The sequence below is a fragment of the Staphylococcus sp. FSL W8-1268 genome (assembly GCF_038003965.1).
In the GTDB taxonomy this organism is placed as follows: domain Bacteria; phylum Bacillota; class Bacilli; order Staphylococcales; family Staphylococcaceae; genus Staphylococcus; species Staphylococcus hominis.
In genome coordinates this window covers 2,003,886-2,017,781 of sequence record NZ_JBBOQE010000001.1, presented here as the reverse complement: position 1 = coordinate 2,017,781, position 13,896 = coordinate 2,003,886, and the positions used below count along the sequence as shown (strand labels likewise).

Below are 13,896 nucleotides of genomic sequence, written 5' to 3'. Positions count from 1 at the left end.
CTCTCGCGTTTTATTGTTATATACGTTTACGTCGTCGAGCGAAACCAGAAACGATGATTTTTGAAATTTGGTCTGCAAATAATAATCCTAATGCAATCGCACCAGCGATAAGTGTAACTTCGAGCATTGTGTTGATTGCTTTACCAAATTGTAATAAGACTAGATTTTTAGTTGCATCAAAAGCAAGTCCACCAGGAACTAATGGAATAATACCAGTAACCATGAAAATGATTGCAGGTTCACGTTTTTTACGAGCCATGTAATGACTGATTAAACCCAATGTAAAGCTACCGAAGAAACTTGAATAAATCGTATGTATATTCAAACCTTGGTAGAATAAAATATATACCATCCATCCACAAGCTCCAACAAAACCACACGATAAATACAGCTTTCTAGGAGCGTCAAAGATGACACAGAAAAAGAGAGAAGCTGTATAACTAAATATAAAATTAAATAACCAAAACATGTATGTGTACTCCTAAACTAATATTAATATCGAACCTACACCGGCACCAATACCAAATGCGGTGACAAGTGCTTCTAAAGACTTAGTGGTAAACATCATCATATGACCGCCAAATAAATCTTGTATAGCATTCGTAATCAGTACTCCAGGTACAATAGGCATGACTGCAGCAATAATAATAGTAGCTAAATCACCACTTGGCGCTAACCAATGACCGAATACTGCGATAATACCAATAACTAAGGATCCGACGAATTCTGGAATAAATTGTGCGTGTAATCGGCGATCCAGAATTTCAACAACCAGATACCCAATACTACCTGCAAGTAGAGCAGTAATCACATCAATAAATTGGCCACCTTGCAAATATAGGAAACTAATTGCAATAATGGCAGCAGCAATCCCTTTAAATGTTAAGCTACTATCTCGTTTTGCAATATATATTTTTTCTAATCGCTCTTTTGCATCTTCTAAAGAGATATCCCCTTTTGTGATTAATCGTGATATTTCATTTGCTTGTGAAATTTTAATGAGATTAGTATCACGGGAATTAATTCTAAATATTCGGGGGTAAGATTCGTTATGTAAAGTAAATTGAATGACTGTATTTGTAACGAAGCTATTGCTTTCAGGATATCCTAGTTTTCGGGCAATACGTGTCATCGTATCTTCTACACGTGTTCCTTCCGCACCAGATTCAAGTAATATACGTCCAGCCATCATGACGACGTCTTTGATTAAAGTTTCATCTATATGTTCTTGTTTATTTGTATTTTCCATTTCATCACCATTCGTTAAGATGTAATCATTATTATAGTAGAAGTACATGAAAATAACTACCTTACATTATAAAACTTAACAATCATAATATGATGACCATTCATTTATATCTCAATAGTAGGTAAATATATTTTAATGAAAATAAAATTTAATGTTAAAAACAATTGATTTATAACAATAATGTTTCAGAACATTACAATTCGGTTAAATAATAATAGTTAACAAATCAAAATTGTGCTGGGTAGCGATAGCACTTTTGTGATTTGTTAATGTTCAGAGTAGTAATGAAGTTCTCCTAAACCATACTACTTGAAGTACACTTTGTAAAAAGTGTACTTTATCTCGGAAACTAATTGTCTTATATAAATATATTAATTTATTGAAAAAATGGAGCAAAGACTAGCATAGTAAACGCTAGTCTTTGCTCCATTTATATATTAAATTGCAAAAAATTGATCGAAATGATCAGTAGTTAAAATATGGCCGATATAGAAACTACCAAAGTCGCCATAGCGAGCAGTCGTTTCATCAAAACGCATTTCATAAACAATTTTCTTGAATTGTAGAACATCATCTGAGAATAATGTGACGCCCCATTCAAAATCATCAAAACCTACTGAACCAGTAATAAATTGTTTAATTTTACCAGCGAATTTGCGTCCAATCATACCATGGTTATACATTAGTTTTTTACGATCTTCCATTGGTAACATATACCAGTTATATGTTTCATTACGACGTTTATCCATTGGATAGAAACAAATATATTCTGTTCTAGGCAATTCTGGATATAATCTTGCTTTAATATGTGGATTTTCATAAGGATCTTCGTCTGATTTACCAGCTAAATAGTTACCTAACTCAATCACAGATACATATGAATAAGTTTGAATGAAGAAATCAGCAATTCTTAATTTATTTAATTCATTTTCAATTTCATTCAATTCTTTCATTTCTGGACGTAAATACCATAATAAAATATCTGCTTTTTGACCTGTAATATTATATAAAGCATAATCTCCAGCTTGTTTTTCTCTGGCAGTGGCTTTATTTTCGATAAATACTTTAAATTCATTAATCATTGCTTCGCGCTCATCTTCTGGCACCAATCTAAAAGTTGCCCAATCGACAGCGTAAAATAAATGAAGGCTATACCAACCATCTAATGTTTCAGCTGCTTCACTCATATCTATCGCTCCTTTAAATATATTTTCTATCAATACAGATTAAATTTTATCATAAAGAGAATTGTCACACATACTTAAAAGATTACAAATTAATGAAATAGAAATATTAAAAGAAATAAAGTATAATTAAGGTGAAAATACTATTATTTAAAAAATTTGAGGAGGGCATTATGTCTAGTTTATTAGATGTATTACAAGAAAAACTTTCAGGAAAAAACGTTAGAATTGTATTACCGGAAGGTGAAGATGAACGAGTATTAACAGCGGCTACAAAGTTACAAGCAACTGACTATGTTACACCTTTAGTATTAGGTAATGAAGAAAAAGTAAATACTTTAGCTCAAGATAAAGGATTAGATATCTCTAATATTCAAATTATCGATCCTTCTAAAAGTGATTTGAAACCTGAATTAGTCAAATCTTTCGTAGAACGTCGTAAAGGTAAAGCTACTGAAGAACAAGCTCAAGAATTATTAAACAATGTTAACTATTTTGGAACAATGTTAGTATACGCTGGTCATGCTGAGGGATTAGTAAGTGGTGCTGCACATTCAACTGGAGATACTGTCCGTCCTGCCTTACAAATTATTAAAACAAAACCTGGCGTATCTAGAACATCTGGTATCTTCTTTATGATTAAAGAAGATAAACAATATATATTTGGTGATTGTGCTATCAATCCAACATTAGAATCTTCTGATTTAGCAGAAATTGCCGTAGAAAGTGCAAAATCAGCAAAAAGTTTTGGTATGGACCCACGTGTTGCTATGTTAAGTTTCTCAACTAAAGGTTCAGCTAAATCAGATGATGTAGAAAAAGTCGCTAACGCTGTAAAATTAGCACAAGAAAAAGTGGAATCTGAAGGTTTAGATAATGTAGTGGTTGATGGAGAATTTCAATTTGATGCTGCGATTGTACCTGCAGTTGCAGAGAAAAAAGCACCTGGAGCAAAAATTCAAGGTGACGCAAATGTATTTGTATTCCCAAGTTTAGAAGCAGGTAATATTGGCTACAAAATTGCACAACGTTTAGGTGGATTTGAAGCGATTGGTCCAGTTTTACAAGGTCTTAATTCACCTGTAAATGATTTATCTCGTGGTTGCTCTACTGAAGACGTTTATAACTTATCAATTATTACTGCTGCTCAAACATTACAATAATGGATTTAGCGAGTAAGTATTTTAATGACATTCATTGGCGCTATATAGACCATTCTTCAGGTTTAGCGCCAATGCAGTCATTTGCGTTTGATGACACGTTTTCAGAAAGTGTAGGAAAAGATATATCTTGTAACGTTGTAAGAACATGGATTCACCAACACACTGTCATTTTAGGTATACATGATTCACGTTTGCCATTTTTAAAAGACGGTATTCAATACTTAACTGACGAGATCGGTTATAATGCAATCGTTAGAAATTCTGGTGGTCTTGGGGTTGTATTAGACCAAGGTGTTTTAAATATTTCGCTTATTTTTAAAGGGCAAACTGAGACAACAATTGATGAAGCATTCACAGTGATGTATTTACTTATTTGTAAAATGTTCGAAAATGAAAATGTAGATATAGATACTAAAGAAATAGAGCATTCATATTGTCCTGGAAGATTTGATCTAAGTATTGATGGAAAAAAATTTGCTGGTATTTCACAACGACGTGTACGTGGAGGTATTGCAGTTCAAATTTATTTATGTGTTGAAGGCTCTGGTGAAGAAAGAGCTGAAGTGATGCATGAATTTTATCAACGTGCCTTGAAAGGTGAAGTTACGAAATTTAAATATCCGGATATTAAACCAGAATGTATGGCATCTTTGGAAACATTACTTCATCGGGACATTAAAGTTCAAGATGTGATGTTCCAATTACTTTATGCGATTAAAGACTTAGGTGGCCAGCTAAATATGAATCCAATTACAGAGGATGAGTGGCAACGTTATAAAGGATATTTCGATAAAATGATTGAACGTAATGAGAAAATGAATCGTTCCTTAAATTAAAATAAGATAAAAGGGAGTAAGAAAAATTCTAAGTGAATTTTAGCTTACTCCCTTTTTAACATGCAATAATACAATTAAAGTATATATTTACCTTCAAAAATATAAAAATTGCTACATTCTTATTATTTTTTATAGTAATATAGATGAGGTGGATTCATTTAAGAACGATAATTTAACCATAATTATGTTGATTATAACATTTTTTAGGATATAAATATTTCAAAGTTTTGAACTATTTTTGACAAAGTTTTATACTATTTATTGATGTATTAACACAAATCCAAGATTTGAAGTAAATGAGTATAAACATATGTGTGACATGACATGTACAAATGTATAAATACGTTCAATTTTAAAACAACATCAATGAATGTTGAAATTATTTTAGAAAGAATATTAAAGGTGAGATATCATGGTACGACGTGGCTATGGGGAATCTAACGGAAAAATTATATTGATTGGTGAGCATGCTGTAACTTTTGGCCAGCCAGCAATCGCTATTCCATTTACTTCAGGAAAAGTAAAAGTGCTTATTGAAAGCTTAGAAAAAGGTAATTATTCAGCAATTCAGAGTGATGTTTATGATGGTCCTTTATACGATGCACCTGATCATTTAAAATCACTTATTACACATTTTGTAGAAAACAAACATGTTGAAGAGCCATTGTTGATTAAAATTCAAGCTAATTTACCACCTTCTCGAGGTTTAGGTTCAAGTGCAGCAGTAGCAGTAGCTTTTATAAGAGCAAGTTATGATTATTTAGAATTACCGCTATCTGATAAAGAATTACTAGAAAATGCAGACTGGGCTGAACGCATTGCTCATGGTAAACCAAGTGGTATTGATACAAAAACGATTGTAACGAATCAACCCGTTTGGTATCAAAAAGGAGAAGTTGAAATTTTAAAGTCCCTTGATTTAGATGGCTATATGGTTGTTATTGATACAGGAGTTAAAGGCTCTACAAAACAAGCAGTTGAAGATGTACATCGTTTATGTGATAACGATGAGTCATATATGAATGTCATTGAACATATTGGCGCTCTTGTTTATTTAGCTAGTGATGCAATTAACCATCATAGCTTTGATCAGCTTGCTAATATATTTAATCAATGTCAAGACGATTTAAGAACATTGACAGTCAGTCACGATAAAATCGAAACATTACTCGAAATTGGAAGACAACATGGTGCAGTAGCTGGTAAATTAACTGGTGGCGGACGAGGAGGTAGCATGTTAATTCTAACTAAAGAAGAAGTGACTGCCAAAAATATTGTTGCAGCAGCCGAAAAAGCTGGAGCACAACATACTTGGATTGAAAAGTTAGGAGGATAAATCTTTGAAAAAAAGTGGTAAAGCACGCGCCCATACGAATATTGCTCTAATAAAATATTGGGGAAAAGCAGATGAAAATCTAATTATTCCTATGAATAATAGTTTATCAGTGACATTAGAGCGTTTCTATACAGAAACACGTGTAACGTTTGATGATTCATTAACTGAAGATCAACTTATTTTAAATCAAGAAGCTGTTAATGCTAAAGAAAGTGCTAAAATTCAACGTTATATGGATATGGTTCGAAAAGAAGTTGGTATTTCAACGTATGCACTAATAGAAAGTGATAATTTTGTGCCTACTGCTGCCGGTTTAGCTTCTTCAGCTAGTGCATATGCAGCTTTAGCTGGTGCTTGCAATGAAGCGCTTGATTTAAACCTATCAGATAAAGATTTATCTCGTCTTGCTCGTCGTGGTTCTGGATCAGCATCAAGAAGTATTTATGGCGGTTTTGCTGAATGGGAAAAAGGTTATGATGATAAAACGTCTTACGCCCATCAAATTGAGTCAGATGGCTTCGAGAATGACTTAGCTATGATTTTTGTAGTTATTAACAATAAATCAAAGAAAGTATCAAGTCGTTCAGGTATGTCTTTAACTCGTGATACCTCACGTTTCTATCAATACTGGTTAGATCATGTAGAGGAAGATTTAAAAGTCGTAAAACAAGCGATTGCCCAAAAAGATTTTAAACGAATGGGTGAAGTGATTGAGGCAAACGGTTTGAGAATGCACGCAACAAATTTAGGTGCACAGCCACCATTTACATATCTTGTGCCGGAAAGCTATGAAGCCATGAGAATTGTACATGAATGTAGAGAAGCAGGATTGCCTTGTTATTTTACTATGGATGCAGGACCAAATGTAAAAGTTTTAATAGAAAAGAAACATCAACAAGCGATTGTGAATCAATTTTTAGAAGTATTTAATAAAGATCAAATTATAACAAGTGATATTACACACGCAGGAGTCGAAATAATTAAGTAGGGAAGAGATATAATGATTCAGGCAAAAGCGCCAGGAAAACTTTATATAGCGGGCGAATATGCTGTAACCGAGCCGGGATATAAATCAGTGTTAATTGCAGTAGATCGTTTTGTCACGGCTGCTATTGAAGCTTCAAATGAAATCACTGGTACCATTCATTCTAAAACATTACACTATGAACCTGTCACATTTAATCGTAATGAAGATAAAATAGAAATATCAGATGTACATGCCGCTAATCAACTCAAATATGTAGTTACTGCTATTGAAGTGTTTGAGCAGTATGCGAAAAGTTGTAATATAAAATTAAAACATTTCCATCTTACTATTGATAGTAATCTTGCAGATGCATCAGGACAAAAGTATGGTTTAGGTTCTAGTGCTGCAGTTTTAGTATCTGTGATTAAGGTTCTAAATGAATTTTATGAAATGGAGTTATCAAATCTTTATATTTATAAGCTTGCGGTTATTTCAAATATGAGATTGCAAAGTTTAAGTTCATGTGGAGATATTGCTGTTAGTGTTTATAGTGGTTGGCTTGCCTATAGTACGTTTGATCACGAATGGGTAAAACAACAAATGAAAGAAACATCTGTAGAAGAAGTGTTAGAAAAAAACTGGCCTGGTCTTCATATAGAACCTTTACAAGCGCCTGAAAATATGGAAGTCCTCATAGGATGGACCGGTTCTCCTGCTTCGTCTCCTCACTTAGTAAGCGAAGTCAAGCGTTTAAAATCTGACCCTATTTTTTATGGTGAGTTTCTTGATCAATCAAATACATGTGTTGAAAATTTAATCTATGCTTTTAAAACGAATAATATAAAAGGTGTACAAAAAATGATTCGTCAAAATCGTAGTATAATTCAACAAATGGATAAAGAAGCGACGGTTGATATTGAAACAAAAAAATTAAAATTATTATGTGATATTGGTGAACGTTTTGGCGGTGCAGCAAAAACTTCTGGAGCTGGTGGAGGAGATTGTGGTATTACAATTATCGATAATAAAGTTGATAAGCCCTCTATTTATGAAGTATGGGAAAAAGAAGGCATTAAACCTTTGAAATTTAAAATATATCACGGACAATAAGACTACTATTATGATGAAGCGAGACATTTTATTAAGAAATATATGTCTTGCTTTTTATTTATAGCAAATCTTTTTTAGTGCTTGAATTTTTAATTAAAAAGAGTAAAATAATTAGAGTTGTAATAAATGAATGGAAGTAAATATGAGTGAAAATAATGTAAAGGTGGGTAGCGAAGTGAAGAATAAATTTTTGATTTGTGACGAATGTCAGGCAGTTAACTTAAAATCATTAAAGAAAAAATTAGAAAAATTAGATCCTGATGCTGAAATTGAAATAGGCTGTCAGTCATACTGTGGTCCAGGTCGCCGTAAGACATTTGCTTTTGTTAATAATCGCCCACTTGCTGCATTGACTGAAGATGAACTTATGGAAAAAGTCACTGCACAATTAAAAAAACCACGTGATCCTGAAGAAGAAGAACGTTTGAGAAAACGTAATGAAGAACGTAAGCGTCGTAAAGAAGAACAAGATAGAAAATTAAAAGAAAAATTAGCAAAGCGTAAAGCAAGTAAATAATCTATATCGAGGATAAAGAAGCTCGTAAACTCATTAAAAAATGGGTTTACGAGCTTTTTTATTAAATATTAAATAAGTCATTAAATGATTCAGCTATTGTTGGATGAGTATAAATATTATCGCGTAATACTTGATAAGGAATATGTTGATCAATAGCAAGTTTAATTAAATTAATAATTTCTTCAGAACCTTTACCATATAAAGTAGCACCTAATATTTCATTATTATCTTTGTTGATTACAACTTTGAAAAGACCGCGACCATCGTTATTAATTTTGTGTTTTGGTAAAGTATTAATAAATAAAGTGTTTTCAACGTAATTATAATTTAATTTTTGTGCTTCTGAAGCGGTGATACCAACACGAGAAAGTGGTGGGTCGATAAATACTGTATAAGGGATCATACCACGATTTTCAGTGTGTCGTGAACGGTCACCGAATAATTCAGATTTCAAGATTCTAAAGTCATCTAAAGAAATATAAGTGAATTGTAATCCACCTTTTACATCTCCGGCAGCATAAATATGTGATACAGAGGTTTGTAAATGGTTGTTTACTTTTATTTCTCCGTGAGTGCCTAGCTCAATATCTGTATTGTCTAAAGCTAAATCTGTATTTGGTACACGTCCTGTAGCAAGTAAGATTGCATCACCAGTAAAGTTCCCTTGTGAAGTTTCAACTGTTGTCAAATCACCTTCATTTTTTAATGCTTTTGTTTCAACATTAGTGATTAAACGTACGCCTTTATCTTTAAAATCATTAATCATGTGTGTGACTATTTCTTGATCTTCTCTGGCCATAAATTGTTTATTATATTCTAATACAGTTACGTTTGTACCGAAGCTTTGAAACATTGAGGCAAATTCTAATGCAATATATCCTCCACCAATAATCACTAATTCTTTAGGTTGATAAGAAATATTTAATAGACCTTTTGAATCATATACATTTTGTGCTGAGTCTATACCTTCAATATTTGGAACATTAGATTTTGCGCCTGTATTAATTAAAATTTTATCTGCGGTCAGTGTTTGAACTAACTTACCTTTTTCATCAATTAATTCGACTTCTGTATTAGATTTAAATTGTGCTTTAAAGTTTAACAAGGTAATATTTTCATCATTTTCTAAGTTTAAATAGTTTTTTTGATTTAATGCGTTGACTACTTCTTTTTTTCTTGAAAAGGCAGTTGAAAAATCGACATGTTTAATACCATCGTTAACAAGCACTTTAGACGGAATACAGCCATGGTTTATGCATGTACCGCCATAGCTTTCTGTAAACTGTTCAATTAAAGCAACCTGTTGTCCTTGTGATGATGCATATTTGGCAAGTGTTTTCCCGGCTTTACCAAAACCAATAACGATTAAATTATAATGTGTCATATGTTGTATCCTCCTGAAGTGTATCATTAATTACATCATTAATAGTGAGGGTATCATAAAAATTTAAAATAACACGATGTTCTTTTTGATTATAGTGTGACATGGTCTTTGCTATGTTTCTTGATATTTCACAATCGCTCTGCTCATGACCTGTGAAAATACGCTGTTGGCTGTCTTTTTTGAGCACAAATATACGATATAGTACTGATAGCTTAATGCTAGCAGTTGAATGATTTGCACTATATCCACCATTTTTACCACGGGAAGTCTTAATAAACTGATATTGATTTAAAACAGTAGTCACTCTACGTAATTGAACTGGATTGAGGCAGGTTAATTTTGCTAAAGTTTGACTACTGAATTGTTGGCTGTCGTGTTTTACTAAAAAACAAAGTATGTGAACGGCAATGTTAAATTCTAAATTCAAATGATTCACCTCCTAAATGTAACTTTGTTAGTTACATTTAAATATAAAATAAAGACTATGTCAAATTTAATGTTTTAAACACTATTGAATGCATTTATCATTACTAATCGGGTAAACTATAAACAGAAACTATAGTTTAAGGAGTTGTGAATATCATGGCAGAATTTGTACAATTAGGAAAATCTGATGTTCATGTATTTCCAGTTGCATTAGGCGCAAATGCAGTCGGAGGACATAATTTATATCCCAATTTAGATGAAGAGCAAGGGAAAGATGTCGTTAGAAAAGCTATTGATAATGGTATTACTTTAATTGATACTGCATTTATTTATGGACCTAAACGCTCAGAAGAACTTGTAGGAGAAGTCGTAAAGGAATATCCTCGTGAAAAAGTTCAAATTGCAACTAAAGGTTCACATGTTATTAAAGATAATGGCGATGTTGTTCAAAATAACCAACCTGATTATTTAAAACAACAAGTTGAAGAGAGCTTAGAACGCTTGCAAGTGGATTATATTGACTTGTATTATATTCATTTCCCTGATGAGGATACACCAAAAGATGAAGCTGTGGCAGCATTACAAGAACTTAAAAAAGAAGGGAAAATTAAAGCAATAGGTGTTTCAAACTTTACGTTAGATCAACTTAAAGAGGCGAATAAAGACGGATATGTGGATGTTGTTCAATTAGAATATAATTTACTACATCGTGAAAATGAAGAAGTAATGAAATATGCAGCTGAAAATGATATTACTTTTGTACCATACTTCCCATTAGCTTCAGGTATTTTAGCTGGTAAGTATGAAGAAAATCAAACATTCAATGATCATCGTGCAACTCGTCGTGATTTCCAACCAGAAGTGTTCAATGATAACGTACGTCGAGTAAAAGAATTATCAAGTATTGCTGAAACTCATAATACAAGTATTGCTAATATTGTATTAGCATTCTACTTAACACGTCCATCACTTGATGTTGTTATTCCTGGTGCGAAACGTGCTGATCAAGTTGTAGAAAACATTGAAGCAGCAAATATTGAACTGACTGAAGAAGAAATTAAGAAAATAGATACTTTATTCCCAATTGAATAAAGTATTGTAAATAAAAGTAATAATGACTCCTACACCGTTTATATAGGTGTAGGAGTTTTTATTATAAATAAAAGTAAAAAGATGGGGTACATAATAAGTAAATAGAAAAAACACATTAATAATATAAACTAAAAAAGAGGTAAGATATATGATTACTGTATTATTTGGTGGAAGTCGTCCACAAGGAAATACTGCTCAATTAACACAATATGCTCTAGAAGGAAAACAATATAATTGGATTGATTTAACACAATATCATTTTAAACCTGTAAGAGATTATAGACATGAATCAAAGCAAATTGAGTCATACATAGATGATTATCAATTGATTATTGACCAAGTGCTTGAAAGTGATACAGTTATTTTTGCATCACCTGTGTATTGGTATAGTGTGTCAGCATCTTTAAAGGCATTTATCGATCATTGGTCAGAATCATTAATCGATCCTAAATATCAGGATTTTAAAACTAAAATGTCTAACATTGATTTTAGATTAATCTTAGTTGGGGGAGATTGTCCGAAAGTAAAAGCGAAACCTTGCATTAAACAATTAGAATATAGTTTAGATTTTCTCGGAGCAAAACTAAATGGTTATATTATTGGTACAGCAGAAAGACCTGGAGATGTTATGAAAGATGTATATGCTCTAGAAAGAGCACAGGAATGGAATGCAGTACTGTCTTAATAAGATGCATCTTAAAGTTGAGTGAAAGCGTTTATTAATATACTATGATATAATTTTGTTATTAAATTATAATGAAATGTCAGGAGAATGAAGCATGTATACAATGAGAAAAGCGACAACTAATGACGTTATAACAATAAGAGATGTAGCTACAAAAGCTTGGTATAATACCTATTTAAATATTTATGCAGTATCAACAATCAATGAATTATTAGCAGCTTCGTATAATGAACACCATTTAAAAAAGCGATTAGAAGATCAACTTTTTTTAGTTGTTGAAGAAAATAATGAAATTGTAGGATTTGCTAACTTTATCTATGGTAAAGAATTGTACTTAGCTGCCCATTATGTTCATCCAGGTGTACAACATAAAGGTTATGGCACAAGTTTACTTGAAAAAGGATTACAAGAATTTGAAAATGAATATGATACGGTCTTTTTAGAAGTGGATAATAAGAACAAAGAAGCTATTCATTATTATCAACATCATGGTTTCGAAATAATTCGTTCATATCAACCAGAAATGTATGGTGAACAATTAGATTTAGCGTTAATGAAGAAAGTATTATAAGAATTAATTAACTTAAATTCATATTACTACTGATGAAAGCAAGTATGAAAGAGGAGGAAGAATTTGACACAATCATCTTATGTAACTAAAAAATTAGCTGAAGAAAAAGTATTTAAAGATCCAATTCATAAGTATGTTCATGTTAAAGATCAACTGATATGGGATTTAATTAAAACTAAAGAATTTCAGCGCTTGCGTCGTATTAAGCAATTAGGTACATTATACCTTGCCTTTCATACTGCAGAACACAGTCGTTTTGGACACTCTTTAGGAGTCTATGAAATTGTAAGACGTATGATTGATGAATCATTTGTTGGGCGTGAAGCATGGAATAATAAAGATCGCCCCCTTGCTTTATGTGCAGCTTTATTACATGATTTGGGTCATGGGCCGTTCTCACATAGTTTTGAGAAGATATTTAATACGGATCACGAAGCGTTTACCCAAGAAATTATTACTGGAAACACTGAGGTTAACGAAGTATTAAGTAGAGTGTCTGAGACCTTTCCTCAGGAAGTAGCCGATGTTATTAATAAAACGCATAAAAATAAATTAGTCATTTCCATGATTTCATCTCAAATTGATGCTGATCGTATGGACTATTTGCAACGTGATGCTTATTTCACCGGTGTATCTTATGGTACATTTGATATGGAGCGTATACTTCGATTAATGAGACCATCAAAAGATGAAGTACTTATTAAAGAAAGTGGTATGCATGCTGTAGAAAATTTTATTATGAGTCGTTACCAAATGTATTGGCAAATCTATTTTCATCCCGTAAGTCGTGGTGGAGAAGTACTATTAAATAATTGTCTTAAGCGAGTCAAACAGCTTTATAAGGAAGACTATCAATTTAAAATGTATCCAAAAGAATTTATTCCATTTTTTGAAGGTACAATTACAATTGATCAGTATGTAGAATTAGATGAAGTAACTGTATTATTTTATTTGAAGAAATGGATACATGAAGAAGATGAGATCTTAAGTGATTTAGCGCGTCGATTTATTAATCGTGATCTCTTTAAGTATATTCCATTTGATGGTTCGATTATTACAATTACTGAATTACAGGATTTATTTATTGAAGGTGACATTGACCCGGAATATTATTTTGTTAGTGAAGCATTTTCAGATTTACCATATGATTATGATCGACCTGGTTCTAATCGACAACCTATCCATTTGTTAAGACGAAATGGTAGTATTAAAGAAATTAGTAGCCAATCGTTAGTCATTTCAAGTATTACTGGGATTAATCGAGAAGACTATAAACTATACTATCCTAAAGAAATGATTCTTAATATTAAAGATTCGGAAGTGAAAGGTTCAATTATTAATTTATTGAATGAATTAAATTAAATATTTGATGATAA

General features: G+C 32.1%; 15 protein-coding genes. 10 read left to right on the top strand and 5 right to left on the bottom strand.

The window, feature by feature from the left end; translation table 11 throughout:
* Positions 1 to 16: 16 nt before the first annotated feature.
* From NST64_RS10280 to hemQ, 3 genes are all read right to left on the bottom strand, one after another.
* On the bottom strand, positions 17 to 469 hold the full coding sequence (locus tag NST64_RS10280; RefSeq protein ID WP_002448879.1) for a threonine/serine exporter family protein: 453 nt from the start codon (positions 467 to 469) through the stop codon (positions 17 to 19).
* Positions 470 to 481: 12 nt separating this feature from the next.
* Positions 482 to 1,249 carry a threonine/serine exporter family protein gene (locus NST64_RS10275; RefSeq protein ID WP_029376813.1) on the bottom strand — a complete coding sequence of 256 codons (768 nt, stop codon included), beginning with the start codon at positions 1,247 to 1,249 and terminating at the stop codon, positions 482 to 484.
* A gap of 437 nt (positions 1,250 to 1,686) precedes the next feature.
* Positions 1,687 to 2,436, bottom strand: coding sequence for a hydrogen peroxide-dependent heme synthase (hemQ, locus tag NST64_RS10270; protein WP_002455697.1), 750 nt, complete (start codon positions 2,434 to 2,436; stop codon positions 1,687 to 1,689).
* 170 nt (positions 2,437 to 2,606) lie between these two features.
* Here hemQ and pta point away from each other — a divergent pair, with 170 nt between their 5' ends.
* The 6 genes from pta (at position 2,607) to NST64_RS10240 (ending at position 8,362) form a co-directional block, all read left to right on the top strand.
* On the top strand, positions 2,607 to 3,596 hold the full coding sequence (gene pta, locus NST64_RS10265; RefSeq protein WP_002455696.1) for a phosphate acetyltransferase: 990 nt from the start codon (positions 2,607 to 2,609) through the stop codon (positions 3,594 to 3,596).
* Positions 3,596 to 4,432: a lipoate--protein ligase family protein gene (locus NST64_RS10260; RefSeq protein WP_107632346.1), complete on the top strand. Its 837-nt coding sequence runs from the start codon at positions 3,596 to 3,598 to the stop codon at positions 4,430 to 4,432. The genes pta and NST64_RS10260 overlap by 1 nt, the downstream gene beginning before the upstream one ends.
* Before the next feature lie 412 nt (positions 4,433 to 4,844).
* Positions 4,845 to 5,768 (top strand): mevalonate kinase, encoded by a 924-nt coding sequence (gene mvk / locus NST64_RS10255; protein WP_107632345.1) that lies wholly within the window; start codon positions 4,845 to 4,847, stop codon positions 5,766 to 5,768.
* A 4-nt stretch (positions 5,769 to 5,772) separates the two neighbouring features.
* Entirely contained in the window at positions 5,773 to 6,756 is a 984-nt protein-coding gene (gene mvaD, locus NST64_RS10250) for a diphosphomevalonate decarboxylase (protein WP_049418548.1), read from the top strand.
* A gap of 12 nt (positions 6,757 to 6,768) precedes the next feature.
* Entirely contained in the window at positions 6,769 to 7,845 is a 1,077-nt protein-coding gene (locus tag NST64_RS10245) for a phosphomevalonate kinase (protein WP_077700200.1), read from the top strand.
* Between the two features lie 175 nt (positions 7,846 to 8,020).
* The gene (locus NST64_RS10240; RefSeq protein WP_002455691.1) at positions 8,021 to 8,362 is read left to right on the top strand and encodes a DUF1450 domain-containing protein; all 342 of its coding nucleotides are present in this window, start codon (positions 8,021 to 8,023) and stop codon (positions 8,360 to 8,362) included.
* A gap of 61 nt (positions 8,363 to 8,423) precedes the next feature.
* Here the strand turns inward: NST64_RS10240 and merA are convergent, their stop codons facing one another.
* Together merA and hypR are read right to left on the bottom strand one after the other, a co-directional pair.
* Positions 8,424 to 9,746: a hypothiocyanous acid reductase MerA gene (merA, locus tag NST64_RS10235; protein ID WP_077700201.1), complete on the bottom strand. Its 1,323-nt coding sequence runs from the start codon at positions 9,744 to 9,746 to the stop codon at positions 8,424 to 8,426.
* Positions 9,733 to 10,173 carry a redox-sensitive transcriptional regulator HypR gene (gene hypR / locus NST64_RS10230; protein ID WP_107632343.1) on the bottom strand — a complete coding sequence of 147 codons (441 nt, stop codon included), beginning with the start codon at positions 10,171 to 10,173 and terminating at the stop codon, positions 9,733 to 9,735. The genes merA and hypR overlap by 14 nt, the downstream gene beginning before the upstream one ends.
* Positions 10,174 to 10,328: 155 nt before the next feature.
* Here hypR and NST64_RS10225 point away from each other — a divergent pair, with 155 nt between their 5' ends.
* The 4 genes from NST64_RS10225 (at position 10,329) to NST64_RS10210 (ending at position 13,882) form a co-directional block, all read left to right on the top strand.
* Positions 10,329 to 11,264, top strand: coding sequence for an aldo/keto reductase (locus NST64_RS10225; protein ID WP_107632342.1), 936 nt, complete (start codon positions 10,329 to 10,331; stop codon positions 11,262 to 11,264).
* Positions 11,265 to 11,412: 148 nt separating this feature from the next.
* Positions 11,413 to 11,949: a flavodoxin family protein gene (locus NST64_RS10220; RefSeq protein ID WP_002448926.1), complete on the top strand. Its 537-nt coding sequence runs from the start codon at positions 11,413 to 11,415 to the stop codon at positions 11,947 to 11,949.
* A 94-nt stretch (positions 11,950 to 12,043) separates the two neighbouring features.
* Positions 12,044 to 12,520, top strand: coding sequence for a GNAT family N-acetyltransferase (locus NST64_RS10215; RefSeq protein WP_107632341.1), 477 nt, complete (start codon positions 12,044 to 12,046; stop codon positions 12,518 to 12,520).
* Between the two features lie 63 nt (positions 12,521 to 12,583).
* Positions 12,584 to 13,882, top strand: coding sequence for an HD domain-containing protein (locus NST64_RS10210; RefSeq protein ID WP_048682985.1), 1,299 nt, complete (start codon positions 12,584 to 12,586; stop codon positions 13,880 to 13,882).
* Positions 13,883 to 13,896: the final 14 nt, after the last annotated feature.

Bases quoted from the DNA above. Each gene is read 5' to 3' on its own strand.
- NST64_RS10280 (WP_002448879.1), bottom strand. From the start codon at position 469: ATGTTTTGGTTATTTAATTTTATATTTAGTTATACAGCTTCTCTCTTT.
- NST64_RS10275 (WP_029376813.1), bottom strand. From the start codon at position 1,249: ATGGAAAATACAAATAAACAAGAACATATAGATGAAACTTTAATCAAA.
- hemQ (WP_002455697.1), bottom strand. From the start codon at position 2,436: ATGAGTGAAGCAGCTGAAACATTAGATGGTTGGTATAGCCTTCATTTA.
- pta (WP_002455696.1), top strand. From the start codon at position 2,607: ATGTCTAGTTTATTAGATGTATTACAAGAAAAACTTTCAGGAAAAAAC.
- NST64_RS10260 (WP_107632346.1), top strand. From the start codon at position 3,596: ATGGATTTAGCGAGTAAGTATTTTAATGACATTCATTGGCGCTATATA.
- mvk (WP_107632345.1), top strand. From the start codon at position 4,845: ATGGTACGACGTGGCTATGGGGAATCTAACGGAAAAATTATATTGATT.
- NST64_RS10245 (WP_077700200.1), top strand. From the start codon at position 6,769: ATGATTCAGGCAAAAGCGCCAGGAAAACTTTATATAGCGGGCGAATAT.
- merA (WP_077700201.1), bottom strand. From the start codon at position 9,746: ATGACACATTATAATTTAATCGTTATTGGTTTTGGTAAAGCCGGGAAA.
- NST64_RS10225 (WP_107632342.1), top strand. From the start codon at position 10,329: ATGGCAGAATTTGTACAATTAGGAAAATCTGATGTTCATGTATTTCCA.
- NST64_RS10220 (WP_002448926.1), top strand. From the start codon at position 11,413: ATGATTACTGTATTATTTGGTGGAAGTCGTCCACAAGGAAATACTGCT.
- NST64_RS10215 (WP_107632341.1), top strand. From the start codon at position 12,044: ATGTATACAATGAGAAAAGCGACAACTAATGACGTTATAACAATAAGA.